Source organism: Streptomyces albireticuli, from assembly GCF_002192455.1.
GTDB classification, from domain to species: Bacteria; Actinomycetota; Actinomycetes; order Streptomycetales; family Streptomycetaceae; genus Streptomyces; species Streptomyces albireticuli_B.
In genome coordinates, this window is sequence record NZ_CP021744.1 from 3522378 (window position 1) to 3548398 (window position 26021).

The 26021-nt window shown below is 71.6% G+C and carries 28 protein-coding genes and 1 pseudogene; 10 read left to right on the top strand and 19 right to left on the bottom strand.

The genetic code is table 11. From position 1 onward, the window contains the following. Positions 1-68 precede the first annotated feature (68 nt). The gene (locus SMD11_RS14945) at positions 69-1178 is read left to right on the top strand and encodes an alpha/beta hydrolase (protein ID WP_087926938.1); all 1110 of its coding nucleotides are present in this window, start codon (positions 69-71) and stop codon (positions 1176-1178) included. Positions 1179-1192: 14 nt separating this feature from the next. Here the strand turns inward: SMD11_RS14945 and folE are convergent, their stop codons facing one another. The 6 genes from folE to dacB all read right to left on the bottom strand — a co-directional run bounded on the left by folE (position 1193) and on the right by dacB (position 8674). After that, positions 1193-1798: a GTP cyclohydrolase I FolE gene (gene folE / locus SMD11_RS14950; RefSeq protein WP_087926939.1), complete on the bottom strand. Its 606-nt coding sequence runs from the start codon at positions 1796-1798 to the stop codon at positions 1193-1195. A gap of 136 nt (positions 1799-1934) precedes the next feature. Continuing rightward, positions 1935-3929, bottom strand: coding sequence for an ATP-dependent zinc metalloprotease FtsH (gene ftsH, locus SMD11_RS14955; protein ID WP_087926940.1), 1995 nt, complete (start codon positions 3927-3929; stop codon positions 1935-1937). A gap of 262 nt (positions 3930-4191) precedes the next feature. After that, positions 4192-4731 (bottom strand): hypoxanthine phosphoribosyltransferase, encoded by a 540-nt coding sequence (hpt, locus tag SMD11_RS14960; RefSeq protein ID WP_087930515.1) that lies wholly within the window; start codon positions 4729-4731, stop codon positions 4192-4194. A gap of 92 nt (positions 4732-4823) precedes the next feature. After that, entirely contained in the window at positions 4824-5846 is a 1023-nt protein-coding gene (gene tilS, locus SMD11_RS14965; protein ID WP_087926941.1) for a tRNA lysidine(34) synthetase TilS, read from the bottom strand. Positions 5847-6036: 190 nt separating this feature from the next. After that, positions 6037-7194, bottom strand: coding sequence for a zinc-dependent metalloprotease (locus SMD11_RS14970; protein ID WP_087926942.1), 1158 nt, complete (start codon positions 7192-7194; stop codon positions 6037-6039). A 73-nt stretch (positions 7195-7267) separates the two neighbouring features. Continuing rightward, entirely contained in the window at positions 7268-8674 is a 1407-nt protein-coding gene (gene dacB, locus SMD11_RS14975) for a D-alanyl-D-alanine carboxypeptidase/D-alanyl-D-alanine-endopeptidase (protein ID WP_324614741.1), read from the bottom strand. A gap of 152 nt (positions 8675-8826) precedes the next feature. Between dacB and SMD11_RS14980 the strand changes: the two genes are divergently transcribed. Next, on the top strand, positions 8827-9324 hold the full coding sequence (locus SMD11_RS14980) for an inorganic diphosphatase (RefSeq protein ID WP_087926944.1): 498 nt from the start codon (positions 8827-8829) through the stop codon (positions 9322-9324). A 100-nt stretch (positions 9325-9424) separates the two neighbouring features. Here the strand turns inward: SMD11_RS14980 and SMD11_RS14985 are convergent, their stop codons facing one another. Both SMD11_RS14985 and SMD11_RS14990 read right to left on the bottom strand, forming a co-directional pair. Then, entirely contained in the window at positions 9425-11107 is a 1683-nt protein-coding gene (locus SMD11_RS14985; protein WP_418952443.1) for a threonine/serine ThrE exporter family protein, read from the bottom strand. Between the two features lie 134 nt (positions 11108-11241). Next, complete coding sequence (locus SMD11_RS14990) at positions 11242-11937, bottom strand: DedA family protein (protein ID WP_087926946.1); 696 nt, start codon at positions 11935-11937, stop codon at positions 11242-11244. A gap of 225 nt (positions 11938-12162) precedes the next feature. On the opposite strand from SMD11_RS14990, the gene SMD11_RS14995 reads away from it, so the two are divergent. Both SMD11_RS14995 and SMD11_RS15000 read left to right on the top strand, forming a co-directional pair. Beyond that, complete coding sequence (locus tag SMD11_RS14995) at positions 12163-12528, top strand: YbjQ family protein (RefSeq protein WP_087926947.1); 366 nt, start codon at positions 12163-12165, stop codon at positions 12526-12528. Between the two features lie 52 nt (positions 12529-12580). Further along, positions 12581-12937 (top strand): annotated as a pseudogene (locus SMD11_RS15000) (glutamate decarboxylase); the annotation flags it as partial. A 42-nt stretch (positions 12938-12979) separates the two neighbouring features. Here SMD11_RS15000 and SMD11_RS15005 read toward each other — a convergent pair. From SMD11_RS15005 to SMD11_RS15020, 4 genes are all read right to left on the bottom strand, one after another. Next, complete coding sequence (locus tag SMD11_RS15005) at positions 12980-13576, bottom strand: PadR family transcriptional regulator (protein ID WP_087926948.1); 597 nt, start codon at positions 13574-13576, stop codon at positions 12980-12982. Positions 13577-13665: 89 nt separating this feature from the next. Further along, the gene (locus SMD11_RS15010) at positions 13666-14250 is read right to left on the bottom strand and encodes a DinB family protein (RefSeq protein WP_087926949.1); all 585 of its coding nucleotides are present in this window, start codon (positions 14248-14250) and stop codon (positions 13666-13668) included. Between the two features lie 165 nt (positions 14251-14415). Beyond that, a complete protein-coding gene (locus tag SMD11_RS15015; RefSeq protein WP_087926950.1) occupies positions 14416-15873 on the bottom strand; it encodes an aldehyde dehydrogenase family protein in 1458 nt (485 codons plus the stop codon). Positions 15874-15960: 87 nt separating this feature from the next. Further along, positions 15961-16824 (bottom strand): helix-turn-helix domain-containing protein, encoded by an 864-nt coding sequence (locus SMD11_RS15020; RefSeq protein ID WP_087926951.1) that lies wholly within the window; start codon positions 16822-16824, stop codon positions 15961-15963. A 313-nt stretch (positions 16825-17137) separates the two neighbouring features. Between SMD11_RS15020 and SMD11_RS15025 the strand changes: the two genes are divergently transcribed. Continuing rightward, positions 17138-17632 carry an ATP-binding protein gene (locus tag SMD11_RS15025; RefSeq protein ID WP_199843883.1) on the top strand — a complete coding sequence of 165 codons (495 nt, stop codon included), beginning with the start codon at positions 17138-17140 and terminating at the stop codon, positions 17630-17632. A 76-nt stretch (positions 17633-17708) separates the two neighbouring features. Here the strand turns inward: SMD11_RS15025 and SMD11_RS15030 are convergent, their stop codons facing one another. The 5 genes from SMD11_RS15030 to rpmG form a co-directional block, all read right to left on the bottom strand. Then, entirely contained in the window at positions 17709-17948 is a 240-nt protein-coding gene (locus tag SMD11_RS15030; protein WP_087926952.1) for a DUF397 domain-containing protein, read from the bottom strand. Between the two features lie 164 nt (positions 17949-18112). Continuing rightward, positions 18113-18355 (bottom strand): 30S ribosomal protein S18, encoded by a 243-nt coding sequence (gene rpsR, locus SMD11_RS15035; protein ID WP_087926953.1) that lies wholly within the window; start codon positions 18353-18355, stop codon positions 18113-18115. 12 nt (positions 18356-18367) lie between these two features. After that, positions 18368-19582, bottom strand: coding sequence for a CobW family GTP-binding protein (locus SMD11_RS15040; protein WP_087926954.1), 1215 nt, complete (start codon positions 19580-19582; stop codon positions 18368-18370). After that, positions 19582-19836, bottom strand: coding sequence for a type B 50S ribosomal protein L31 (locus tag SMD11_RS15045; RefSeq protein WP_087926955.1), 255 nt, complete (start codon positions 19834-19836; stop codon positions 19582-19584). The genes SMD11_RS15040 and SMD11_RS15045 overlap by 1 nt, the downstream gene beginning before the upstream one ends. Positions 19837-19841: 5 nt before the next feature. After that, positions 19842-20006, bottom strand: coding sequence for a 50S ribosomal protein L33 (gene rpmG, locus SMD11_RS15050; protein ID WP_087926956.1), 165 nt, complete (start codon positions 20004-20006; stop codon positions 19842-19844). 74 nt (positions 20007-20080) lie between these two features. On the opposite strand from rpmG, the gene rpmB reads away from it, so the two are divergent. After that, complete coding sequence (gene rpmB, locus SMD11_RS15055; protein WP_087926957.1) at positions 20081-20317, top strand: 50S ribosomal protein L28; 237 nt, start codon at positions 20081-20083, stop codon at positions 20315-20317. Beyond that, positions 20317-20622 (top strand): 30S ribosomal protein S14, encoded by a 306-nt coding sequence (gene rpsN, locus SMD11_RS15060; RefSeq protein ID WP_087926958.1) that lies wholly within the window; start codon positions 20317-20319, stop codon positions 20620-20622. The genes rpmB and rpsN overlap by 1 nt, the downstream gene beginning before the upstream one ends. 247 nt (positions 20623-20869) lie before the next feature. Here rpsN and SMD11_RS15065 read toward each other — a convergent pair whose 3' ends face one another. Beyond that, positions 20870-21205 (bottom strand): UBP-type zinc finger domain-containing protein, encoded by a 336-nt coding sequence (locus SMD11_RS15065; RefSeq protein ID WP_087926959.1) that lies wholly within the window; start codon positions 21203-21205, stop codon positions 20870-20872. 90 nt (positions 21206-21295) lie between these two features. Between SMD11_RS15065 and SMD11_RS15070 the strand changes: the two genes are divergently transcribed. The 3 genes from SMD11_RS15070 to SMD11_RS15080 all read left to right on the top strand — a co-directional run bounded on the left by SMD11_RS15070 (position 21296) and on the right by SMD11_RS15080 (position 24860). Continuing rightward, on the top strand, positions 21296-22981 hold the full coding sequence (locus tag SMD11_RS15070) for a bifunctional 3'-5' exonuclease/DNA polymerase (RefSeq protein WP_087926960.1): 1686 nt from the start codon (positions 21296-21298) through the stop codon (positions 22979-22981). 191 nt (positions 22982-23172) lie between these two features. Continuing rightward, complete coding sequence (locus SMD11_RS15075; protein WP_087930517.1) at positions 23173-24198, top strand: rod shape-determining protein; 1026 nt, start codon at positions 23173-23175, stop codon at positions 24196-24198. A gap of 206 nt (positions 24199-24404) precedes the next feature. After that, a complete protein-coding gene (locus SMD11_RS15080) occupies positions 24405-24860 on the top strand; it encodes a tellurite resistance TerB family protein (protein ID WP_087926961.1) in 456 nt (151 codons plus the stop codon). A gap of 54 nt (positions 24861-24914) precedes the next feature. Here SMD11_RS15080 and SMD11_RS15085 read toward each other — a convergent pair whose 3' ends face one another. After that, the gene (locus SMD11_RS15085; protein ID WP_087926962.1) at positions 24915-26012 is read right to left on the bottom strand and encodes a type III polyketide synthase; all 1098 of its coding nucleotides are present in this window, start codon (positions 26010-26012) and stop codon (positions 24915-24917) included. Between the last annotated feature and the right edge of the window lie 9 nt (positions 26013-26021).

Genomic DNA, 26021 nt, shown 5'->3' on the forward strand with positions numbered 1-26021 from the left:
GGGGCCGAGCCCGGAAAGAAGTAACCATTCCGCGACCCTCTGCCGGGTCGCTCGGCAGAAAGCACCTCATGGGTCTCACCAGCATGGCGGTTCTGCTGCTTGCCATAGCGGCGGCGGTAGTGCTCTTCGCTCTGACCATTTGGCTCTGGCCCCGCCTGGGCAAGAAGAGTATCGGGTCCGTCCTCGGACGGATCGGCATGATGTTCGCCACCCAGCTCACGCTGTTCGCGGCGATCGGCCTCTGGGCCAACCAGTCCTTCGGCTTCTACGGCTCCTGGGCGGACCTCTTCGGCCAGGTGAAGTCGGAGGGCGTCGTCGTCGACCACAGCGCCAGCGGCAAGCGGGTGCAGGTCGTGAGCACCCAGGCGGTGAAGGTCCCGCGCGGTGACGTGCCCCGGGTCGGCGGCAAGATCGAGAAGATCATGGTCGCGGGCGTCGATTCGAAGATCAACGGCCCGGCGTACGTCTACCTGCCGCCGGAGTACTTCCAGCCGGAGTACGCGCAGAAGAACTTTCCCGCCTCCGTCGTGCTGACCGGCTTCCCCGGCACCTCCGAGGCCCTGATCAAGGGCCTCGACTACCCGGTCCGCGCGCACAAGCTCGCCAAGGCCAAGAAGATGCAGCCGACCATCCTGGTGATGCTGCGCCCGTCCGTCGTGGGCCAGCGCGACACCGAATGCATCGACATACCCAACGGCCCCCAGGCCGAGACCTTCTTCGCCAAGGACATCCGCAAGGCGATATCCCAGCGCTACCGCGTCGGTGACAAGGCCGAGAACTGGGGCATCATCGGCAACTCCACCGGCGGCTACTGCGCACTGAAGATCGCCATGCGCCACCCCGACGCCTACGGCGCCGCGGCCTCGCTCTCCGGCTACTACAAGGCCCTCCAGGACCCCACGACCGGTTCCCTCTTCGGCGGCAGCAAGAAGCTGGAGAACGAGAACGACGTGATGTGGCGCCTCAAGCACGAGAAGACCCCGCCCATCTCGGTGCTGGTGACCAGCAGCAAGCAGGGCGAGCACAACTACAAGGACACCCTGAAGTTCATCGAGGAGGCCAAGGGCTCCGCCCGGGTCTCCTCGATCATCCTCGACAGCGGCGGCCACAACTTCAACACGTGGCGCCGTGAGCTGAACCCCACCCTCCAGTGGATGGGCAGCCGCCTGAGCGCCTAGGGCGCCCGGCCCGCTCAGCGGGCCATGATCAGGCTCATCGCCTCGGCCCGGGTAGCGGGGTCACGCAGCTGGCCCCGCACCGCCGACGTCAGCGTCTTGGCACCGGGCTTACGGATACCGCGCATGGACATGCACATGTGCTCGCACTCGACGACCACGACGACGCCGCGCGGCTCCAGTATCTCCATCAGCGAATCGGCGATCTGCGTCGTGAGCCGCTCCTGCACCTGCGGGCGCCGGGCGTAGACGTCGACCAGCCGGGCCAGCTTCGACAGCCCCGTGATCTTCCCGCTCGTCGACGGGATGTAGCCGACGTGCGCCACGCCGTGGAACGGCACCAGGTGGTGCTCACAGGTGCTGTACACCTCGATGTCGCGGACGAGCACCATCTCGTCGTGGCCGAGGTCGAACGTGGTGGTCAGCACGTCCTCCGGCTCCTGCCACAGGCCCGCGAATATCTCCTTGTACGCCCGCGCCACCCGGGCGGGCGTCTCGCGCAGGCCCTCGCGGTCCGGGTCCTCACCGACCGCGATCAGCAGCTCGCGGACGGCGTTCTCGGCACGCTTCTCGTCGAATTCACCGATGGAGTTCTCGGCGTCCAGCGTCACCGGGTCGGTCATGGGGTTGCCTCGTTCTCTCGTACGTTCAGCCGGCGGCCGCCGGACATGCGGAATGCCGCGCCCCCAAGGCTAATAACCTGGGGGACGCGGCATCCATTCCGGTCCCCGGCGGGGTCCGGATCGAGCTCTGGGGTGCTCAGGCCTCCGGCCGCGAGTCGTCGGGGAGGTCGACGGACTCGACGGTCTGGCCGCCGTTGCTCGGCGCGAGCTCCTTGGGGGAGAGCACCGGCGGGCGGGTGGACGGCGTACGGCGCGAGGAACCGGTCCACGCCGGGCGGGCCGGGCGCTTCACGATGTGCTTGAAGACCTCGGCGATCTCCTCCTTGTTCAGCGTCTCCTTCTCCAGGAGGGCCAGAACCAGGTTGTCGAGGACGTCGCGGTTCTCGACGAGGATCTCCCACGCCTCGTTGTGCGCGGTCTCGATGAGCTTCTTGACCTCTTCGTCGACCAGGCCCGCGACCTCTTCCGAGTAGTCGCGCTGGTGCGACATCTCGCGGCCCAGGAACGGCTCGCTGTTGTCCGAGCCGAACTTGATCGCGCCGAGCCGCTCGGTCATGCCGTACTGCGTGACCATCGCGCGGGCCGTGGCGGTGGCCTTCTCGATGTCGTTGGCCGCACCGGTGGTCGGGTCGTGGAAGACGAGCTCCTCGGCCGCGCGGCCGCCCAGCATGTACGCCAGCTGGTCGAGCATCTCGTTGCGCGTGGTGGAGTACTTGTCCTCGTCGGGCAGGACCATGGTGTAGCCGAGCGCGCGACCGCGGGACAGGATCGTGATCTTGTGGACCGGGTCGGAGTTCGGCGAGGCCGCCGCGACCAGGGCGTGACCGCCCTCGTGGTACGCGGTGATCTTCTTTTCCTTGTCGCTCATGATCCGGGTCCGCTTCTGCGGGCCGGCCACGACGCGGTCGATCGCCTCGTCCAGGGAGTGGTTGTCGATCAGCTTCTTGTCGCTGCGGGCCGTGAGGAGCGCGGCCTCGTTCAGCACGTTGGAGAGATCGGCACCGGTGAAGCCGGGGGTGCGGCGGGCGACGGCCGAAAGGTCGACGTCCGGGGCGACCGGCTTGCCCTTCTGGTGGACCTTGAGGATCTCCAGACGGCCCTGCATGTCGGGGCGGTCGACGGCGATCTGCCGGTCGAAGCGGCCCGGGCGCAGCAGCGCGGGGTCGAGGATGTCCGGGCGGTTGGTGGCGGCGATCAGGATGACGCCGCCCTTCACGTCGAAGCCGTCCATCTCGACCAGGAGCTGGTTGAGGGTCTGCTCGCGCTCGTCGTGACCGCCGCCGAGGCCCGCGCCGCGGTGCCGGCCGACGGCGTCGATCTCGTCGACGAAGACGATGGCCGGGGCGTTGGCCTTGGCCTGCTCGAAGAGGTCACGGACGCGCGAGGCGCCGACACCCACGAACATCTCGACGAAGTCGGAGCCGGAGATCGAGTAGAAGGGCACGCCCGCCTCGCCGGCGACGGCGCGCGCGAGCAGGGTCTTGCCCGTACCGGGCGGGCCGTAGAGCAGCACACCCTTGGGGATCTTGGCGCCGACGGCCTGGAACTTCGCCGGCTCCTGGAGGAACTCCTTGATCTCGTGGAGCTCCTCGACCGCCTCGTCCGACCCGGCCACGTCGGCGAAGGTCGTCTTGGGGGTGTCCTTGGTGATCAGCTTGGCCTTGGACTTCCCGAAGTTCATGACCCGGGAGCCGCCGCCCTGCATCTGGTTCATCAGGAACAGGAAGACCACGACGATGAGGACGAACGGCAGCAACGAGAGCAGCACCCCGATGAAGGGGTTCTGCTTGGACGTCGAGACGTTGTAGCCCTCCGGGATCATGTTCTTCTCGGAGTTGGCCTGAAGGGTCTTGGCCAGGTCGACGCCCTGGACGTCGATGTAGTTGGCCTGGACCTTACTGCTGCCCTTGACCTTCTGGCCGTCCTTGAGCTCGACCTTGATCTTGTTCTCGTCGCCGGTCGTCAGCTCGGCCGATTTCACCTGGTCCTTGGCGATCGCCTGCACGACCTGGCTGGTGTCCACCGACTTGTAGCCGCCGGACGAGCCGACGACCTGCATCAACACGACCACGGCGAGGACGGCCAGCACGATCCACATGACCGGCCCACGGAAGTAGCGCTTCACGTCCATCCATACGGGGCGCGGGCGCCCCGTCCCTCCTGCCACAGTGAGGCACGGCTGCCCCTCGGGGGGTGCCTGTGCGTACGGTGTTCTGCTCGACCTTGCGGTGCTCGAAAACAGAATGCTTGAAAAGACTGACCTTCGGACGGTACCCCAGCATTGTCACCCGACGCTGCCGCAGACGGTCAACCAACCCGCCTTCCCCTGCTCCAACGGCGGAAACCGCTGTTCGGTTCCCGCCCGCCGGAGCGGCCCGTCCGGGCCGTGGACCCTAGCCGCCGTAGACGTGCGGCGCGAGCGTGCCCACGAAGGGCAGGTTGCGGTACTTCTCGGCGAAGTCCAGGCCGTAGCCGACCACGAACTCGTTGGGGATGTCGAAGCCGACCCACTTCACGTCGATCGCGACCTTGGCCGCCTCCGGCTTGCGCAGGAGCGTCACGACATTGAGGGAGGCGGGCTCGCGCGAGCCCAGGTTCGACAGCAGCCACGACAGCGTGAGGCCGGAGTCGATGATGTCCTCGACGATCAGGACGTGCTTGCCCTTGATGTCGGTGTCGAGGTCCTTCAGGATGCGCACCACCCCGGAGGACTGGGTGCCCGCGCCGTACGAGGACACCGCCATCCAGTCCATCGTGAGGGGGGTGGACAGCGCACGCGCCAGGTCCGCCATCACCATCACGGCGCCCTTCAGGACGCCGACGATGAGCAGGTCCTTGCCCGCGTACTCCGCGTCGATCTTCGCGGCCAGCTCCGCCAGCTTCGCGTCGATCTCTTCCTTGGTGATGAGCACCGACTTGAGGTCGGTGCCCATGTCCTTGTCGTCCACCCGCGTCACTCTCGTTTGGTTACGGCTCATCCGGCTTTGATTCGAGGCGAGCCAAGGCTCATCCGCACTCGTTCGAATCAGCCCTGCCGGAGCACCAGTCTGCCACCCTGCCTGCGGACCGCGACCCGCCCGGGGAGGTTGATGGCTCCTTGGCCGCGCCAACCGGTGATCAGCCGGTCGACTTCCTCGATGTGCCGGGCGAAGAGCGAACCGGCGGGAGAGCCCGCCGAGATGGCCGCGCGGCGCAGCACCCGGCGGCGGACCGCGGGGGGCAGCGCGAAGAGCTTCGCGGCCTCCAGGGCGCCGGTGTCGTCGCGCACGGACGGCTCCACGGCGGCGGCCCAGCCGTCGAGGGCGTCCGCGTCGTCGCGGGAGAGCTGGGCCGTGCGGGCGAGGGCCTCGACGACGCCCTTGCCGAGCGCCTTCTCCAGGACGGGGAGGGCCTCGTGGCGGACCCGGGAGCGGGTGTAGGCCGGGTCGGCGTTGTGCGGGTCGTCCCAGACGGGCAGGGACTGCACCATGCAGGCCTTGCGGGCGGTCTGGCGGTCGAGGCCCAGGAAGGGCCTGCGGTAGCGGCCGTCGACGCCGGATGCCACGGCCATGCCGGACAGCGAGCGGATGCCGGAGCCGCGAGCGAGGCCGAGGAGGACCGTCTCGGCCTGGTCGTCCCGGGTGTGGCCGAGGAGGACCGCGGCGGCGCCGTGCCGCTCGGCGGCGGCGTCCAGCGCGGCGTAGCGGGCGTCGCGGGCGGCGGCCTCGGGGCCGCCGTCCCGGCCGACCGTCACCGTGACGGCCTCGACGGGGTCGAGGTCGAAGGCGGCCAGCCGGCTGACGACCTCGGCGGCGCGGATGTCGGAACCGTGCTGGAGGCCGTGGTCGACGGTGACCCCGCCGGCCCGGATGCCGAGCCTGGGGGCCTCGAAGGCCAGGGCGGAGGCCAGCGCCATGGAGTCGGCGCCGCCGGAGCAGGCCACCAGGACCAGCGGCGGCCGGTCCGAGGGAGCGGGGGGTACGGATGCGGGTGAGGTGGGGGTGAGGACGTCGTGGAGTACGCGGCGGACCGCCAGGCGTATCGCGGCGACCGCGGGATGTGGACCCATGTCCGTGTGTCCAATCGTTCCATATGGAGATCGTTCGGAGCTGCTCGAGCTTCGATGGCCTCAGTCACGCTGTGTGCGTCGATGGTGACAGAAGCGAGCCATTACCCGAGCATCGCACGCCCACCCCTGGCTCACGGTCCCTCGGAAGGGTGATTACGGAGTCCTTCTACCCGGAGGAGGAGCTTCCGCTTCACTGCTCGGACCTGCCGTGCACCCTCGTGACCCAGTCCGCCGGTTTGGCGATCTCCGCCTTGGTCGGGAGTGTGTTCGGGGAGGTCCACACGCGGTTGAAGCCGTCCATGCCCACCGCGTCCACGACCGCCCGTACGAAACGCTCACCGTCACGGTACTGCCGCAGCTTGGCGTCCAGGCCCAGCAGCCTGCGCAGCGCCGCGTCCAGCCGCCCCGCGCCGTTCGCCCGCCGCTGCTGGAACTTCTCCCGGATCTCGGCGACCGAGGGCACCACCCGCGGGCCCACACCGTCCATCACGTAGTCGGCGTGCCCCTCCAGCAGGGACATCACCGCCGTCAGCCGGCCCAGGATCTCCCGCTGGGCGGGCGTCTGGACCAGGTCGACGATGCTCCGGCCGCCCCGCTCCTCGGCCTCACCGGCCTCCTCGTCGGCCGGGCGGCCGCCCGCCAGCGACTGCGCGGCCTCGCGGACACGCCCCAGCAGTGTCGCCGGGTCGACCTCGGTCTCGCCGAGGAACGCCTGGATCTCGCCCTCGATGTGGTCGCGCAGCCAGGGCACGGCCGTGAACTGCGTCCGGTGCGTCTCCTCGTGCAGGCACACCCACAGCCGGAAGTCGTGCGGATCCACCTCCAGCTCCCGCTCGACGTGGACGATGTTCGGCGCCACGAGCAGCAGCCGGCCGCCGTTCGCCGCCCCCGGCAGGTCGCCCGTGGCGGGCGCGAACGTCTCGTACTGGCCCAGCACGCGGGAGGCGAGGAACGACAGCAGCATGCCCAGCTCCACACCGGTCACCTTGCCGCCGACGGCACCCAGCACCGCGCCGCCGGGCACATTGCCCCGCCGGTCCTGCATCTTCTCCAGCAGCGGGCCGAGAACAGCCCGGAAACCGGCGACGTTCGCCTTGATCCACCCGGCCCGGTCCACCACCAGCACCGGGGTGTCGCGCACCGCCGGATCGTCCGGGTCCCCCGGCGGCGGTGCCATCCGGGTGAACGCCCGGACGTGCTCCTCCGACGTCTTCGCGTGCCGCCGCAGCTCGGCGACGACCTCCCGCGCCTCGTCACGGCCGACTTCGGGCCCCGGCCGTACGAGCCGGGTCGCAGTCGCCACCGCGAGCTTCCAGTCGACCATCTCCGCACCACCGATGCTCGTCATGGCTTCACGGTACGTGCACCGCTCCGCTCGGGGTAGCGCGGTCCGGCGGCCTGTGGACAACCGGCGGGGCCGGTCAGCTCCGGCAGCCGCAGTCCGCCACCTTGGCGGCCAGCCGGTCCAGGGCCCGCTGCGCGGCGTCCGCGTCGCCGGTGCCGGAGGCCATGAACGCGAACGTCACGACCCGGCCCTCGGCGTCGACCACGGTCCCGGCCAGCGTGTTCACGCCCGTCAGCGTGCCGGTCTTGGCCCGGACGAGGCCGCGGCCCGCCGCCTCGTGCCCGTACCGGCCGCGCAGGGTGCCGGTGAAGCCCGCCACCGGCAGGCCCGTGAGGAGCGGGCGCAGCCCCGGGCGGCCGGGCTCGGCGGCGCGTACGAGCAGCCGGGCGAGGAGGTCCGCGGAGACCTGGTCGGCGCGGTCCAGGCCGCTGCCGTCGGCGATCTTGGCGCCGGGCAGCCCCAGCGCGTCCAGGCGCGCGGTGACCGCCCTTGCCGCGCCTTCGAAGCTCGCCTCCTGCCCCGAGGCGAGCGCGGTCTGCCGGGCCAGTGCCTCGGCGATGTCGTTGTCGCTGTAGGTGAGGGTCCGCTCGACGAGCGCGGCCACGGTCGGCGAGGACACCGCGGCGAGGCGCTCCGCCCGGTCGCCGGCCCGGCGGGACGTCACGCCGCCCTCGGTGCCGACGCCTTCGTCGCGCAGCAGGCCGGCGAACTTCTCCGCCGCGTCGGCGGCCGGGTCCGTGGAGCGCTCGGCCGTGCCGCGGTCGGAGCCGTCGAGGCGGCCCTCGTCGACCATCAGGGCGCTGACGGGCGCGAGGTTCTCGTCGGTGCCGATGGGGTGGAGGGCGGGGCCGGCGTAGCGGGAGGTGTCGTAGCCGACCCGGACCCGGTCCTTGTCGCGCGCCTTGAGCGCCCGGGCGGTGCTCCGGGCCAGCTCCTTCAGGCTCGCGGGCCGCTGCGGGCCGGAACCGGCGTCGTCGCGCGCCGTGAGGGTGGGGTCTCCCCCGCCGACGAGCACGATCCCGTCGTCGCCGTCGGTCACGACCGTGGTGTCGACGCGGTGGTCCGGGCCGAGGGCCGAGAGCGCCGCCGCCGCGGTGGCCAGCTTGATCGTGGAGGCGGGGGTCCGGCCGGCGCCCTCGTCAGAGCCGTGGAGCCGCTTGCCGGTGGCGGCGTCGTAGACGGCGGCCGAGTGCCGGTCGCCCAGCGCGGGGTCCTTCAGGAGCGGTTCGAGCGCGGCGGCGAGGCCGGCCGGGCCGGCCTCACGGGCGGCGCCGCGCCCGCCGGCGCCCAGCAGGACGGGGGGCGCGGCCAGGCGTCCGGGCCCGTCCGGTCGGGCCTCGCCCCGGCCGTCCGGACGGTCCGCGCCCGCCGCCGCGCGGTCCCGCTCGGCGACGCGCCGGCCGCCCTCCCACGGGCCCGCGGCGCCCACGGCGCCTCCGGCGGCCACCAGCCCGGCCAAGGCGGAAACCGCGACGAATCGCACGGTCCGGCGTTGTACAGGCGGGGCGTCACGCCACCACCCGATCTGCCACGACCTGGCCTCAGGCACGTCGGACCAGCCCCTTTCGCCACCACACACCCGCGTGAGAGACACTTAACCACCAGACGTATGTGTTGATCATGGAGGAGCCACCCGTGGAGTTCGACGTCACCATCGAGATCCCGAAGGGTTCGCGGAACAAGTACGAGGTGGACCACGAGACGGGTCGCATCCGCCTGGACCGTCGACTCTTCACCTCGACCAGCTACCCGGCCGACTACGGCTTCGTCGAGAACACCCTCGGCGAGGACGGCGACCCGCTGGACGCCCTCGTCATCCTGGACGAGCCGACGTTCCCGGGCTGCCTCATCAAGTGCCGCGCCATCGGCATGTTCCGCATGACGGACGAGGCCGGCGGCGACGACAAGCTGCTGTGCGTCCCGGCGAACGACCCGCGCGTGGAGCACCTGCGCGACATCCACCACGTGTCGGAGTTCGACCGCCTGGAGATCCAGCACTTCTTCGAGGTCTACAAGGACCTGGAGCCGGGCAAGTCGGTCGAGGGCGCGGACTGGGTCGGCCGCGCGGAGGCCGAGGCGGAGATCGAGGCGTCCTACAAGCGCCTTGAGGCCGCGGGCGGCGCCCACCACTGAGCCTGACGGCTCGCTCCGGCGGATCCCGTGCGGCACGGCCGCGCGGGGCTCCGCCCCGGACGGGCCGGTTCCGCCGGCCCGCCCGTGACCGGACGCGAGGTCAGAAGCCTCGCGTCCGCTTCGCCGCGCGACGCGTCCCCGCACCGCCCGGCACCTTGATGAACAGCCGGGCCGCCTCGGAGCCCAGGTTCACCCCGATCGCGATCGCCAGCGCGAGGGCCGCCGCCTTCGTGAGGCTGGAGATGCCCGCGTTCATCTCGTTCTTCGCGAAGTTCAGCAGCGCGAAGTACGTGGCGCTACCGGGCAGCAGCGGCCCGATCGCCGCCGTGACGTACGGCAGCGCGGACGCGTACCGGTAGCGGGAGAGCAGCTGGCCGAAGAGGCCGACGAGCCCGGCGGCGATGGCCGTGGCGGGCACGGGGTCGAGTTTCGCGGTGTCCGCGAGCGCCGCGTAGATCACCCAGGCGACGCCGCCGTTGAGCGTCGCCGCCCACACCGTGTGCCGCTCCTGCTGGAGCAGCACGGCGAACGCGAAGACCAGCAGCATCGCCGCGATGATCTGGAGGACCGGCCGTTCCTGCCGCTCCAGGGCCGCCTCCGGGTTGAGGGTGCCGCCGCCGATGTGCACGCCCCCGTAGAGGACGATCAGCACGCCGCAGACGATGCCGGCGATGAGATAGCCGACTTCCAGCAGCCGGGCCGCGGCGGTGATGTAGTAGCCGGTCAGGCCGTCCTGCACGCCCGACACCAGCGCCCGCCCGGGGATCAGCGCGAACAGCCCGCCGGTGATCACCGCGGACGCCTGGACGTGCGCGTGGCTGGCGCTGAGCGCCACGCCCATCGCGGCGGGCGGCATCGCGGCCGCCACGAACTGGTAGAACTCCGGCAGTCCGCGCCCCGAGGCCAGCCAGGCCAGCCGGTCGCCGCACATCGCGCCCACGGCGGCCGCCACGAAGACCAGCAGCCCGCCGCCGACGAGCATGCTCGCCGCGCCGGCGAGCAGCCCGGAGGCGGCGGTCAGCGCCCAGCCCGGGTAGGGGTGGCGGTTGCGGCGGATCTCGGCGAGGCGGCCGTACGCCTCCTCCAGGGTCAGGCCCCGGGAGGTGATGTCGTGGACGAGCCGGAAGACGGCCGAGAGCCGGGTGTAGTCGGTGCCGCGCCGGCGGACCGTGCGGTTGGCGGTGACGGGGTCGTCGACGAGGGACGGCTGGTAGCTGACGGTCAGCAGGGTGAACGTGACGGTCGGCTCGCAGCGGTCGAGCCCGTAGGCGTGCGCGACGCCGAACATGGCCGCCTCGACGTCCTCGGCGCCCTCGCCGCCCGCGAGCAGCAGCTCGCCGATGCGCAGGGTGAGGTCGAGCACGCGCGGGACGGGCGGCCCCGGCTCGTCCTGCTTCTCGGCCCGCTCGGGGGCGGGCCGCTCGCCGACCGGCATCCGCAGCATCGTGCGCATCCGGTCCTGCCAGGGCGCCTCCTTGGTCAGGCTGACCCTGGGTATGCCGTGCGGCGGGGTGAAGGCGGGGTAGACGACGGCCTGCGGGGCGGTGGGGGCGACGGTGCCCGGCGGGAGCGTGAAGGCCGAGCCCTCCGGTTCCGTGCCGGACTCCGGGGCGATGCCCTCGGGAACGGCGAACTCGGAGGTCGGGTGGTCGTCCTCGGGCGGTGGCGGGAGCGGGACCCCGAGCGGCGGGGTGAAGGCGCTGTGCGCCTCGTCGGACTGCGGCTTCCGGTCCTCGACCTGATCCGCGTCCGCGGACCTGCCGCCCCTCTTGCGATCCGCCACCACGCGACTCCTCTTACGCCTCCTGCCGCCCTGCTATGGCCACCATGCCTGATCAGTGGCTCGTGTGCCCAGCGTGGTCCTGGGCACACTTTCGCGGGCGGCGGGAGGCCAGGGGCTCCGGGGATCGGAGCAGCTCAGCGCTTGGCGTGCCGCCCGCGCTGGACCGGCGGGCGGCCCTCGCCGGGACCGCCCGGGGCGGCCGGGGTCTTCTTGCCCTTGGCGCGGGCCCGCAGCAGCTCGATGGCGACGGGCACCACCGAGATCAGCACGATGGCGACGAGGATCAGCTCGATGTGCTTGTTGACGAAGTCGACCTTGCCGAGGGCGGCGCCCAGCAGCGTCACGCCGGCGCCCCAGAGGATGCCGCCGATGATGTTGAAGGTCAGGAACGAGCGGTAGTTCATCCGGCTCACGCCGGCGATGATCGGCGTGAAGGTGCGGATGATCGGCACGAACCGGGCCAGGACCAGCGACTTCGGCCCGTACTTCTCGAAGAACTCGTGCGCCTTCTCGACGTTCTCCTGCTTGAAGAGGCGGGAGTCCGGTCGCTTGAAGAGGGCGGGTCCGACCTTACGGCCGAAGAGATAGCCGGCCTGGTCGCCGAGGACGGCGGCGAGCACGACCAGCGTGGCGACGAGCCACAGCGGCTTGTCGATCTGGTTGGTGGTGACCAGCAGGCCGGTGGTGAAGAGCAGCGAGTCGCCCGGCAGGAAGAAGCCGATCAGAAGGCCGGACTCCGCGAAGACGATGGCCAGGACGCCGATCAGACCGAATTGCTCGATCAGATAGTTCGCGTCCAGCCACTGCGGGCCGAGCGCGAGGGTGGTCATGGGGGTCACGGGTAGGTGGCTCCTGAGTCGTGGGCGCAGGCTCGTGCGAGGCCCGCGGGCACAGGCGGGGTGGGGTGGTGTGCGGCCCCAAGTTATCAACGTGCCCGCCGTGCCCCTGGTTCCAGAGCCCCTTTCGATTCGTACTCCAGTTCCCACTCAACCGGCGCAGCCCCGCATGCGTCCCGGACAACAACCGACAAAACTGCACACACGGAGGTGGATGCGATGGGCATCGAGGAGTACGGCGGCGGCCAGTCACAGTCGGATGTAATCGTGGTCACGACCAACGACGTACCGGGCTTCCGCGTCGACAGGGTGATCGGCGAGGTCTTCGGGCTGACAGTGCGCTCCCGGCACGTCGGCAGCCAGATCGGCGCGGGCCTGAAGTCGCTGATCGGCGGCGAGCTCAAGGGCCTGACCAAGACGCTGGTCGAGACCCGCAACCAGGCGATGGAGCGCCTCGTCGAGCAGGCGAAGGCGCGCGGCGCCAACGCGGTCCTGATGTTCCGCTTCGACGTGACGGAGGCGGCGGACGTGGGCACGGAGGTCTGCGCCTACGGCACGGCCGTCGTGATCTCGCCCCGGGCGTGACGAACGGCGATGGGGCGGGCCGGGGCCTCCTGGCCCGCCCCACCGCCGCGACGCCCAGGAGGTCGCGTGCCGGCTCTCGCGGCACATCGCGGAGACGGGCGACTTCCGCCTGCTGACGCGCGGCGACGAGCTGCCCGTCTTCGCCTTCACCACGGCCGAGGGCATCGGCTCCTTCGACGTCTTCGACGTCTCTCGGCGCCTGCGCGAGCGGGGCTGGCTCGTGCCCGCCTACACGTTCCCGCCGAACCGGGAGGACCTGTCGGTGCCGCGGATCGTCTGCCGGAACGGGTTCTCGCACGATCTGGCGGACCTGTTCCTGGAGGACCTGCGGGCGCTGCTGCCGGAGCTGCGGGAGCAGCCGGGGCCGCTGCGGAGACCGGAGTCGAAGGCGTCGGCGTTCCACCACTGAGGCCTTCGGCGCGGGTCTCTCCCCGCCCCTTCGGGGACGCCCTCAAGCCCCGGACGGGCCGGGTTCCCCGGATCGCTCCGGCTCCTCCCCCGCCATCACGTACGCCCCGTCCTTGAGCCGCCCGATCAGGCCCCGGGTCCACGCCTCCCCGCTCTCCGCGGTGTGCGCCCACATCCCCATGATCTCGGCGATGTGTCCCCAGTCCTCCCCCTCGGAGGGAGTCCAGTTACGGCGGATCTCCTCGCGCCACGCGCGCAGCGCCTCGACGCGCCGCTCCAGCAGGGCGACGGCCTCGGCGCGCGGCAGGTCGACGAGGAAGCCGACGCCCGCCGTAAGGACGTCGACCTTCTGGTCGTGGGAGGAGAGGGCCTCCCGCAGCAGCCGGAAGTACTCGGCCCCGCCCTCGGCCGTCAGCTCGTACTCCGTGCGCGGCGGGCCGCCGGCCTCGCTCGGCGCGACGTCGTGGGCGACGAGCAGTCCTTGCTTCGCCATGGTCTTGAGCGCGTGGTAGATCGAGCCGGGCTTGGCGTTGGACCACTCGTGCGCGCCCCAGTCCTCCAGGTCGTGGCGCACCTGGTAGCCGTGCGCGCGCCCGTGCCGCCGCACCGCCCCCAGGACCAGCAGCCGGATCGCCGACATCGTCTCCTCATTCCACCGCTCCGCGCCGCTCCGGCCGCGCTTCCGCGGCCCAGACTAGGCGGCGCGGGGCCCGGCGGAGGGGGAGGGCGTCACTCCGCCCGCGCCGCCGCCTCCTCCGCGGCCTCCGCGGCCTCCGCGGCCTCCGCGGCCTCCGCCACGAGCGTGAACGCCGTCTTCCCGTCGAGGGACTCGCGGATGATGTCCGCGTGCCCGGCGTGCCGGGCGATCTCCTCGACCAGGTGCAGCAGCAGCCAGCGCATCGACACCCGGGTGGACGGCGGGAACCAGGGGGCTTCCGGCAGCGGGAAGGTGTCGTCCAGGCTGGGGACCTCGCGGATGAACCGCTCGGTCTCGGCGGCGACGCGCTCCCAGTAGGCGAGCACGCCGGCGACGCTCTCGCCCTCCAGGATCCGGAAGCTGTCTCCCCAGTTCGACGGGTCGCGGGGGATCTCCGGGTCCACGCCCCGGGCCCGCCGCACCCAGGTGTCCTCGGTCTCCGCGACGTGCTTGAGGAGGCCGCCGAGCGTGAGCTCGCTGGCGGACGTACGCCGCGCCGCCTCCTCGTCCGTCACCCCGAGCAGCGCCCTGCGCAGGCCGCCGCGCTGGGCCTCCACGAACGCCAGCAGCGTGCCGCGCTCGTCGGAGGGGTTCTTCTCGATCACGTGCGTCACCATGGGATCCGCCTTTCGTGGTGCGTCGGCCTCGTGGACCACAGGCTAGGACCCCATGAGGACAGTTCCCGTCCTATATACGTCCTGACGCGCCCTCAAGCACCTGGATTTCCCCGGGCACCCCCTCCGGGACCGGCGTGCCCGAGGGCGACAGGGGTGGGGAGGGGATCAGAAGGGGAATCTGCTGCGCCCGTGCTGGATGGATATCCACTTGGTGGTGGTGAAGGCGTCGACCATGGACTCGCCGTTGAGCCGCCCCACGCCCGAGTGCTTCTCACCGCCGAACGGCACGATCGCCTCGTCGTGCACGGTGCTGTCGTTGACGTGGATCATGCCGGTCTCGATCCGCTTGGCGACGCGCACGCCGCGCTCGACGTCCCCGGTGTGGACGGCCCCGCTCAGCCCGTACGGCGTGGCGTTGGCGATCCTGATCGCCTCCTCCTCCCCGTCGAAGGGGACGATCAGGGCGACCGGGCCGAAGATCTCCTGACACAGGACCGGCGAGTCGGCCGGCAGACCGGTCAGCACCGTGGGCTCGACGAGCGTGCCGTCCGTGCCGCCCCTCAGCAGCGCGGTGGCGCCGTCGGCGATGGTCTGCTCCACCAGGGCGTTGATGGCGTCGGCCTGGCCGGCGTGGATCAGCGGGCCGATGTGGGTCGCCGGGTCGCCCGGGTCGCCGACCTTGAGCGTCCTGACCTTGGCGACGAACTTCTCCGTGAACTCCCGCTCGACCGACCGGTCCACCAGCACCCGGTTGGCCGCCATGCAGACCTGGCCCTGGTGGATGAAACGGCTGAAGACGGCCGCGTCGACGGCGTAGTCGATGTCGGCGTCGTCCAGGACGATCAGGGCGCTGTTGCCACCCAGCTCCAGGATGACGCGCTTGAAGTGGGACGCGGCGACGGTGGCCACATGGCGGCCGACCTTGTCGGAGCCGGTGAAGGAGATCACCTTCGGCACCGGGTGCTCGATCAGCGCGTCGCCGATCTCCGCGATGTCGGTGACGACGACGTTGAGCACCCCGGCGGGCAGCCCGGCCTCCTCGAAGACCTTCGCGACCAGGCCCCCGCCGCATATCGGCGTGTTCTGGTGGGGCTTGAGGACGACGGCGTTGCCCAGCGCGAGCGCCGGGGCGACGGACTTCACGGAGAGCAGGAAGGGGAAGTTGAAGGGACTGATCACGCCCACGACCCCGACCGGCAGCCGGTAGAGCCGGTTCTCCTTGGTGTCGTCGGGCGAGGGCAGGATGCGGCCCTCGGCCCGCAGTGCGAGGTGCAGCGCCTCGCGCAGGAACTCCCGGACCAGGTGCAGCTCGAAGGCCGCCTTGACGGCCGTGCCGCCGCACTCCGCCGTGATCGCGGCGGACAGCTCCGCCTCCCGGTCGTCGACGACGCGCAGCGCCCGCTCGAAGACGAGCCGGCGGGTGTACGGGCTGGTGGCGCCCCACTCCCGCTGGGCCCGCTCGGCGGCGCGGTACGCCTGGTCGATCTCGGTCACCCCGGCCACGGTGATGGAGGCGAGCTTCTCCCCGTCGTAGGGGTTGAAGTCCACGATGTCCCAGGAGCCGGTGCCGGCCCGCCATTCGCCGTCGATGTACTGGAAAGCCAATTCGTCGAAGTAGGACATGCGCCATCCCTGCCTGGAGATTACGGGGGCGCTCATGGCGCCCGAACCGGTATGCGACTCCTGATGGGACGTCATCGTACTGATGTGTCAGACGAGTTGAAGAAGGCGCCTCAGCAAGTCCCGTGAACCGGCGGGCGGAAGGCTGTCCTCGTGCAGCCGCTCCATCGCCTTCCCGTACTGCGCGACCTCGTCGGGCTTGTCCAGGTACAGCGCGCTGGTGAGCTGCTCCAGATACACCACGTCGGAGAGGTCGAACTCGGGGAAGCGCAGCATCGTGAAGGCGCCGCTCTCCCCCGCGTGCCCGCCGTGCGCGAAGGGCATCACCTGGAGCGTCACATTGGCCTGCTCGGAAATGTCGATCAGGTGCTCCAGCTGCCCGCGCATCACGTCCCGGCCACCGTACGGGCGGTGCAGCGCGGCCTCGTCGAGGACCGCGTGGAAATGCGGGGCGCGCTCCGAGAACAGCAGCTTCTGGCGCTCCATGCGCAGCGACACCCGGCGCTCGACCTCGGCCTCCTCGGCCGTGGGCTGGCCGCGCACCACGACGGCCTGGGCGTAGCCCTCGGTCTGGAGCAGGCCGTGCACGAACTGCACCTCGTAGATGTTGATGTGCGAGGCGGCGCCCTCCAGGCCGACATAGGTCTGGAACCAGCCGGGCAGCACGTCGCCGTAGCTGTGCCACCAGCCGGCGACATTGGCCTCACGGGCCAGGCCCAGCAGCGCCTCGCGCTCCTGCTCGTCCGTGACGCCGTAGAGCGTGAGCAGGTCCTCGACGTCCCGGGCCTTGAAGCTCACCCGCCCCAGCTCCATGCGGCTGATCTTGGACTCGGACGCCCGGATCGAGTAGCCGGCCGCCTCGCGGGTGATGCCCCGCGACTCCCTCAGCCTCCTGAGCTGGGAGCCCAGGAGTATGCGGCGCACCACAGAACCGCTCGACTCGCTCGTGGCCATCTCTGCGACTCCTCCTCTTCCGGTTCCTGCACCGGTCGTGCCGCTTCCGCACCCTTCCGGGGCGACCCCCGCTACCCCCGGCCGTGAAGTCTGCCATCTTCGGGCTCCGTTGAGTGTGCATCCGATTACCCAGCCGTGTGCAGTTCGGACAACGTACGCAGGAGGGCGTAGGAAGAATTACTCCCTAACGGGATCGTGCGCCCCCAAAACCCCCACGTGCACGTGCATCTGCCCTTGCATCCGCCCCCTCCATTGGGAACCATGGGGGACGCACACGTGCGTGTCACGTCCACGATTGCCAGGAGTGCCTCGGATGGGTACCGAAGGATCGACCGTGCTCTCACCTCTGTGGCGAGGGCTGCCACCGATCGCCCCCTCCGCCGTCTCCAACTCGGCCTCCTGTGCACTTCCTCCCCGCTTCGAGGCGGTCCGGACCGCCCGGCGGTTCACCAGGTCCACGCTTCAGCAGTGGGATCTCCCGGGGCTATTCGACGATGTCGCGCTCGTGGTCTCGGAATTGGTCACCAACTCCATGCGGTACGCCCTTCCCGCCGACCCCATAGGCACGGCCGGTGAGCCTCCGGTGCGGCTGCACCTGATGCGCTGGACGTCGCGGCTGGTGTGCGCCGTGCGGGACCCGAGCGAGGAGAGCCCCGTCGCGGGCGAGGCGGACGCCGGGGCCGAGTGCGGGCGGGGGCTGTTCCTGGTGGAGTCCTTCAGCGACACCTGGGGCTGGCACCCGCTGGCCGGGGCGCTGCGCGGCAAGGTCGTATGGGCGCTCTTCCGGGTGCCGGACGCCCGGGACTGACGGCGCGTCCGTCCGGAACTCCCCGGCACCGCCGGAAATCGTCCGGAACAGGATGCTCAGCTTCCCGCCCGGTGGCTCAGTCGCTCACCAGGTAGTCGAACTCGCCGTCCTTGACGCCCAGCAGCATCGCCTCGATCTCCGCCGGGGTGTAGACGAGGGCCGGGCCGTCCGGATGACGGGAATTGCGCACGGCGACCCCGCCGCCGGGCAGCTTCGCGAACTCCACGCACGAACCCTGCGAGTTCGAGTGCCGGCTCTTCCGCCAGACGACGCCGTCGAGGTCCGCGGCAGCCATGCCGTTGTACGCGTGAGGCACAGGACTCTCCCGGAGCATTGCAGGGGGCACCCCGGCACGAATGGTGGGGATGACAACTACTCCGGATCATAGCCGCGTTCATGTGCTTCTGCATGGGCGAATGCACGTGCACTTTCGGTGTTCCCACCACTACTTCCCGGTGCCGCTACCGGAAGACTTCCCGCCTACTTCCCGTTGCCCGAATACGGCAGGAGCGCCATCTCCCGGGCATTCTTGATCGCACGCGCCAGCTGTCGCTGCTGCTGTGCGGTGACCCTGGTCACCCGGCGGCTACGGATCTTCCCGCGGTCCGAAATGAACTTCCGCAGCAGATCGGTGTCTTTGTAGTCGATGTAGGTGATGCCCGCGGTTTCCAGGGGATTCGGGCGGGGCTTGAGGTTCTTGCGGTGTTCGGGGCGGCGGGGCACGGAGAAGTCCTTTCAGGAAACGGGATCGAGAAGTGCGTCGAAAGCGGTGGAGAGCAGGCGCCAGGCATCCGGGCCCGCCGCGTATTCGGCGTCGGTCAGCAGGCACGACTCCAGCAGCGAGCGGAGCCCTTCGCGGTCGAGACCGGGCGAGGTGAAGGTGAGGTGCTGGATCCGGTCGCCGTGCTCGGGGTGCCAGTCCAGCGCGGCGGCCACCCGGCGGGAGGCGGGCTCCATCTCCCAGGCGGCGTCCGGCAGGGCGGCCAGCCAGGGCCCGGCGCCCTCGACGCACAGGGCGCCGCCGGCCGCGTCCCAGGCGAGCAGAGTGTCCGGCCGGTCGGCGAGCCAGAACCGGCCCCGGCTGCGGGCGGCGGCGCAGGTGAGATCCTCCAGCGCCGCGTACAGCCGCCCGGGGTGGAAGGGGCGGCGCTCCTTCCATACGAGCGTGGTGACGCCGTCCGCGTCGGCCTCCTGCGGCAGCAGCGCGCAGGCGGGGTGCTGCCGGTCGGCGGCCGCCTCCACGTCGAACCCGGCGACGGCCGCGGCGGCCAGGTCGACGGACTCGGCCGGGATCCTGCGGGCGGTGGGGACGAGCTGGTCGAGCAGGGCGAAGTCGACGGCGTCGGCGGGCTCGACGGGGGTGCCGAACGCGGTGGGCTCCTCGTCGGACGGGGCACCGGGGCGCGGGGCGGAGGTGTCCGTCACCAGCGCGAGCACGTTCGCGTACTCCAGCTGACGGGCGAAGGTGTCCGCGACCGTCCGCCGGTCGGTGGCGGCGGCCTGAAGGCCGGCCTCGGTGAGGTCGTCACCGCAGCCGAGGGCGGGCAGCACCAGGGCCGGGTCCACGGCCGTGACGACCCCGGTGAGCCGTACGCGCTCGCCGCCGTGGGCGGCCACGACCTCGGCCATGGCCTTCGGCTCGACGGAGTCCCACAGCTCGACGACGGCGAGCCGGCACCCGCCGCCGACGGCGAGCCGCTCCAGCTCGGGCACCAGGTCCTCGCGCAGGGCGCAGCAGGCGCAGTCGTTGACCAGCGGCGTCTCCCCCTCGTCGAGGGTGCCCGAGCGGTCCCGTACGGTCCGGCGAACCGTTCCGGCGGCGGCGGTCGCCAGGTCGTGGTGGAGGGCGACGCTGCCCGGCACGGTGTGCAGCAGCCGGTCGACCGTGGCGCGGCGGGCGTCCGCGTGCAGACCACCCACCAGCACCACGGACAGCGGGCCGGACGACATCAGCGGGTCCCGCGGCCGCCGTAGCGGCGCTCGAAGCGCTCGACCCGGCCGGCGGTGTCCAGGACGCGGGCCGTGCCCGTGTAGAAGGGATGGCTCGCCGAGGAGATCTCCACGTCGACGACCGGGTAGGTGTTGCCGTCCTCCCACTCGACGGTCTTGTCGCTGGTGGCCGTGGAACGGGTGAGGAAGGCGAAGTTCGCGGCGCGGTCACGGAAGACGACCGGGCCGTAGGGCGGGTGGATGCCGGGCTGCATGGCGCTCAGCGCTCCTCTCGGAAGGTGACGTGACGGCCGGCGACCGGGTCGTACTTGCGCAGTTCCATGCGGTCGGGGTCGTTACGGCGGTTCTTTCGGGTGACGTAGGTGTAGCCGGTCCCCGCGGTGGACCGGAGCTTGATGACGGGGCGTAGCTCGTTGCGGGCCATGGGGGCTACTATACAGAAATGGTTTCCATTTTCATTAGGCTCGTGAGGGCCGCCCCCGATCCGGAGGTCTGACCATGTCCGCCCACTGTCAACTCACCGGCCGCAAGCCCGGCTTCGGCAACACCATCTCCCACTCCCACCGGCGCACCTCCCGCCGCTTCGACCCCAACATCCAGCGCAAGCGCTACTGGCTCGCGAGCGAGGGCCGCCATGTGCGGCTGACGCTGAGCGCGAAGGGGATCAAGACGGTCGACACGATCGGCGTCGAGGCGGCCGTGGCCCGCATCCGTGCCCGAGGGGGGAAGGTCTGATGGCGAAGAAGAGCAAGATCGCGAAGAACGAGCAGCGGCGGCTGACGGTCGCCCGCTACGCGGCCCGCCGCGCCCTGCTGAAGGCGGTCGTCCGCGATCAGCGGGCACCGGAGGAGGAGCGCCTGGCCGCCCAGCGCGAGCTGCGGCGCCAGCCGCGTGACGCGAGCGCGACCCGGATCCGCAACCGGGACGCGGTGGACGGCCGCCCACGCGGCTACTTCCGCTCCTTCGGGCTGTCCCGGGTCAACCTCCGCGAACAGGCCCACGCGGGGTACCTGCCGGGGGTGCGCAAGTCCAGCTGGTAGCCGCCGAGGCGCCGGACGGGCTCTGCGCTGGCCGCCCCGGCCCTTCGGATGAGGGCGACCTCGGCGGATCGAGCCCGTCCGGCGTTTGTGGGCCCCCGTCTCGGCCGGTCCGGCGTTCGAGGACACCGCGTCTCAGCCCGTCCGGCGTTTGAGGACACCGCGCGGCAGCGCGGAAAAGGGGGGCCCGGGGGCGCAGCCCCCGGTTACGGGAAGGGGGGTAGGGGAGAACCCCCACCCCCGCCCACCCCTACCGCGTCGGCAGCAGCAGCAACTGATCCGCGTAACACCAAGCCCAGTCCTCCCCGGGCTCGAACGACCGCGCGAGATCGTGCCCGGGCTCCGCACGCGCGTGCCCCGCCGCGTGCCGGTTCGGCGAACTGTCGCAGCAGCCGATGTGCCCGCAGGTCAGGCACTCGCGCAGATGGACCCAGGTGCCGCCGGTGCGCAGGCAGTCCTCACAGCCCTCCGTCGTGCTCGGCGCCACCTCGCGTGCCTCGCCCAGGTGGGCGCAGGCACGGTCCGTGGGCCGGCCCTCGACGTCGGCGGTGACCTGCCAGGCCGGGCGGCCGGTCGGCTCGCTCATACCTTTCACCCTAGGCCGGACGGCGGCACCGCGCGCGGCGGAAGCCGAGGTCAGGGCCCGTTGTCAGACCCCGCTGGCAGACTCACGGACATGAGGTGGGCGGTGGCGGAGACGGGCGACGGGGGTGTCCGTCTCCGCCCCGTCGACCCCTCGGGAGCACCGGCCGGCCCGGTGGAGTCCGCGGCCGGCCTGGCCGAGGCCGTGCGGTCCCGGCCGGAGGCCGAGCGGTGGGTGTGGCGGTCCACCGCGGAGGCGTATCCCCGGCTGCTCGCGGCCGGCGTCCGGGTCGACCGCTGTCATGACGTGGAGGCCGCCGAGGCGCTGCTCATGGGCCACGCCGAGGGCCAGTCGGGCCAGTCCCGGTCGCTCGCGGCGGCCTGGGCGCGGCTGCACGGCCTGGCCGTGCCCGCCGATCCGCCCGCGCGGGCGGCCGGGGGCCAGCCGTCGCTGTTCGAGCCCGGCCCGGTGCCGCTCCCGGCCGGCACCGACCCGCTGGAGGCCCTGGTCGCGGTGCACGCCGGGCAGCTCGCCCGCGCGGACGCCACCGAGCACCCGGGCCGGATGCGGCTGCTGATGGCGCTGGAGTCGGCGGGCACCCTGGTCGCGGCCGAGATGAACCGCGCGGGCCTGCCCTGGCGGGCCGACCTGCACCACGAGCTGCTCACGGAGCTGCTCGGCGAGCGCTATCCGGGCGGCCTGGAGCCCCGGCGGCTGACGGAGCTGGCCGAGGAGGTGTCGCGGGCCTTCGGCGGGGACGTCCGCGTCCGGCCCGATCTGGCGACCGACATCGTCAAGGCCTTCGCCCGGCAGGGCATCCGGATCTCCTCCACCCGCGCCTGGGAGCTGGAGCGGCTCGACCACCCGGCCGTGGAGCCCCTGCTGCGCTACAAGAAGCTGTACCGCCTGCACACCGCGCACGGCTGGTCCTGGCTCCAGACCTGGGTGCGGGACGGGCGGTTCCGCCCCGGGTTCGTCCCGGCCGGCTCGGTCACCGGCCGCTGGACCACCAACGGCGGCGGCGCCCTCCAGATCCCCCGGGTGGTCCGGCGCGCGGTCGTCGCCGACCCCGGGTGGCGGCTCGTCGTCGCCGACGCCGACCAGATGGAGCCGCGGATCCTCGCCGCCGTCTCCCGGGACCCCGGCCTGATGGAGGTCGCCGCCGACGACCGCGACCTCTACACCAGCCTGTCCGACCGCGCCTTCTCGGGCGACCGCGAGCAGGCCAAGCTCGCGCTGCTCGGCGCGGTCTACGGCCAGACGTCCGGCGACGGCCTGAAGAACCTCGCCGACCTGCGGCGCCGCTTCCCCGCCGCCGTCGCCCTGGTCGACGAGGCGGCCCGCGCGGGCGAGGAGGGCCGGCTCGTCCGGACCTGGCTCGGCCGCACCTGCCCGCCCGCCTCCACCGCGACGCCCGACGAGGCGGGCATCCCCCAGGAGGAGGACACCACGGACGACCCGCGGGCCCACGGCGGCGGCGCCGCGAGCCGCGCCCGGGGCCGCTTCACCCGCAATTTCGTCGTCCAGGGCAGCGCCGCCGACTGGGCGCTGGCGATGCTCGCCGCGCTGCGCCAGGAGCTCGCCGGCCTCCGCGCCGAGCTGGTCTTCTTCCAGCACGACGAGGTCATCGTGCACTGCCCGGAGGAGGAGGCGCCCGTCGTGACCGCGGCCGTCCGCACCGCCTCCGAGCGCGCCGGCCTGGTCTGCTTCGGCGATGTCCCGGCCCGCTTCCCCTTCACCACGGCCGTCGTGGAGTGCTACGCCGACGCCAAGGGCTGAGCGCCCCGGCCCACCCCGGCGGACGCCCCCCGGCCGGGCGCGCGCCGACTCGCGCTGACGGCACGTCACTGCCCCTCCCCCATGCGGCCCAGTTCAGCGGGCAGCGACACGCCGGGCCGCGCAGGATTGCCGGTGGGTCGTCGACACCCGGACGGCCCGTTCCGCCGGCCCCCTGGGGAGGACCCGTCGTGCTGTCCTACAGTCTTGACCAGCTGCGCCGTTGCACCGTCGCCGTCGACCTCGGGGCCGCGCGGACCCGCGTCTACGTCAGGGACACCGGGCTGATCGTGGACGAACCCAGCATCGCGGCCGTCAACACCCGCACGGGCTCCCTGATCGCGGTCGGTGCCATGGCCCAGGGCATGGCGGGCCGGACACCCCACCACATCCAGGTCGTACGCCCCATCTCCGGCGGCACCGTCGTCGACATCGAGATGGCCCAGCGCATGCTGCGCTTCCTCGTCCATCACAAGATCCGCCGGGCCTGGCGGCGCGGGCCGCTGCTGCGCGCGGCCGTCTGCCTGCCGCACGACGCCGAGCCGATCGCCCAGCGCGCGGCCATCGAGACCCTGACGGGGCTGGGCGCGCGGCGCGTCGAGCTCGTCGACACCCTCGTCGCGGCGGCCGTCGGCTGCGGGCTGCCCGTGGAGCAGCCCGAGGCGACGATGATCGTGGTGTGCGGGGCGGCGTCCACGCAGGTGGCGGTGTTGTCCCTGGGCGCGATCGTGGCGGCGGAGAAGGTGCTGGTCGGCGGGGACGCCATCGACTACGCGGTGGTCCAGCACCTGCGCAGCCGGCACGAGCTGATGCTGCCGACGCAGGGCCTGCACCCGCTGCACCTGGCGCTGTCGGCGGATCCGGTGGAGGAGGGCGCGGAGGTCCGCGGCCGCGACGTGGCCACCGGGCTGTCCCGTACGGTCATGGTGAGCACCGCCCAGGTCCGCGAGGCCATCCAGACGCCGCTGACCGGGGTGATCGACGCGATCGGGCGGGTGCTGCGCGCCTGCCAGCCGGACCTGGTGGCGGACCTGGTGGAGCGCGGGGTGATGCTCGCGGGCGGCAGCGCGGTGCTGCCGGGCCTGGACCGCATGATCGCGGACGCCACGGGGATGACGGTCCGCATAGCGGAGAACCCGGACGTGTGCGCCGTGGTCGGTCTGGGCGCGATATTGGAGGGCAAGATCCGTCCGCTCCACCTGGAGCAGTTGCGCACCTGAGCCGGCACGGACCGCACGGCCCGCACCGCGCGTACGCCAAGTACCGCACGCACACCGCCCACCGCACGTACACCGGGCACCGCACGTACACCCCCTCCCCCACCCGCTCCTGAAAGTCCGCCGCCGCCTTTTTGCCCCTTTGGGAACTTCTTTACCGCTCGGAACAGTTCTGTCTGTGCACCCCTGATTGACGAGGAGATACACAGATGGCGCTCTGGGACCGGCTCAAGGACTCCGCGGTGACGATGCAGGGTCAGCTGGTGGCGAAGAAGAACGACCTGAAGAGCGGCGCATTCCGTGACGCGAGCATGGCAATGTGCGCACTGGTGGCCGCCGCTGACGGTTCGATCGACGCTTCGGAGCGGCGGCGCGTGGCCTCGCTGATCGCCACCAACGACGTGCTCCAGAACTTCCCCGCCGACGACCTTCAGGCGCGGTTCAACGACTACTGCCAGAAGCTGTCGACGGATTTCGACTTCGGCAAGGTCAGCATTCTTCAGACCATCGGCAAGGTGCAGAAGAAGCCCACCGAGGCGCGTGCGGTCATTCAGATCGGCATTGTGATCGGCGGCGCCGACGGCGACTTCGACAAGACGGAGCAGGCCGTGGTCCGCGAGGCGTGCTTCGCGGTGGGCATCGACCCGGCGGAGTTCGACCTCTAGGCACTCCCGGCAGATGAAGCGCGGGCCACCCTTACGGTGGTCCGCGCTTTTCCGTCAGACCGGCAGCCCCACCGGCCGCAGGCCCCCGCGGCCGGCGGCCCTGCCGGGCTCGGTCCAGGTGCCCAGCGCGATCTCGGCCGTGATGCCCGGCCCGAAGCCGGCGATGACGCCGCGCGCCGCGTGGTCGGCTCCGCCGTCCAGGAACAGCCGCTCCAGCGCGTCGAAGATGACCGCGCTGGCGATGTTGCCGCGCTCGGTGAGCGTGGCCCTGCTGTAGCGGAACATCTCCGGTGGCAGGTCCAGGTACTTGCACAGGTCGTCCAGGATCCGGGGGCCGCCGGCGTGGATGATGTAGAAGTCCAGCCCGGAGACGTCCCAGTCGTGAGGCTCGGCCATGGCGCGCATGGCCGGGGCGAGCATGGCCATCGTGCCGGGCACCCGCTTGTCCAGCATGAAGTGGAATCCGGTGTCCCGGATGCCGTACGAGATCCACTCCTCGGTGTCGGGCACCAGGTGCGAGCCGTTCTGCTCCAGCCGGACCCCGACGCCGCCCTCGCCGCGCACCACGGCGCAGGCGATGGCGTCGCCGAAGAGGCCGTTGGAGAGGAGGTTGCCGACGCCGAGGTCGGTGGGCTGATAGCAGAGCGAGCAGAACTCACAGGCCACGATCAGCACGTTCGCCCCGGGGTAGGCGTTGCAGAAGTCATGGGCGCGGTTGAGCGCCGCGCCGCCCGCGGCACAGCCGAGCTGGGCGATCGGCAACTGCCGGGTCTCGGGCCGGAAGTCCATCGTGTTGATGAGCCAGGCGGTCATCGACGGCATCATGAAGCCCGTGCACGAGACATAGGCGATCATGTCGATGTCGCGGGCGGTGAGTTCGGCGTGGTCCAGCGCCCGGAGGATCACCTCGGGGACGCGCGCCTTGGCCTCGGCCTCGTAGCGGGCGTTGCGGGCGGTGAAGCCGGGGTGCTTGAGGGTGTCCTCGATGGGCTGCACCAGATGGCGGGTCTCCACACCCGTGTTGGCGATCAGGCGCAGCGCGAGCGGTAGCTGAGGATGGTCGGCGTGCAGGGTGCGGGCGAGCTCCAGGGTCTGCTCCCTGGTGATGATGTGCTCGGGGACCGCGATGGCCGGTCTGCACAGAGTTGCCATGACGCACTC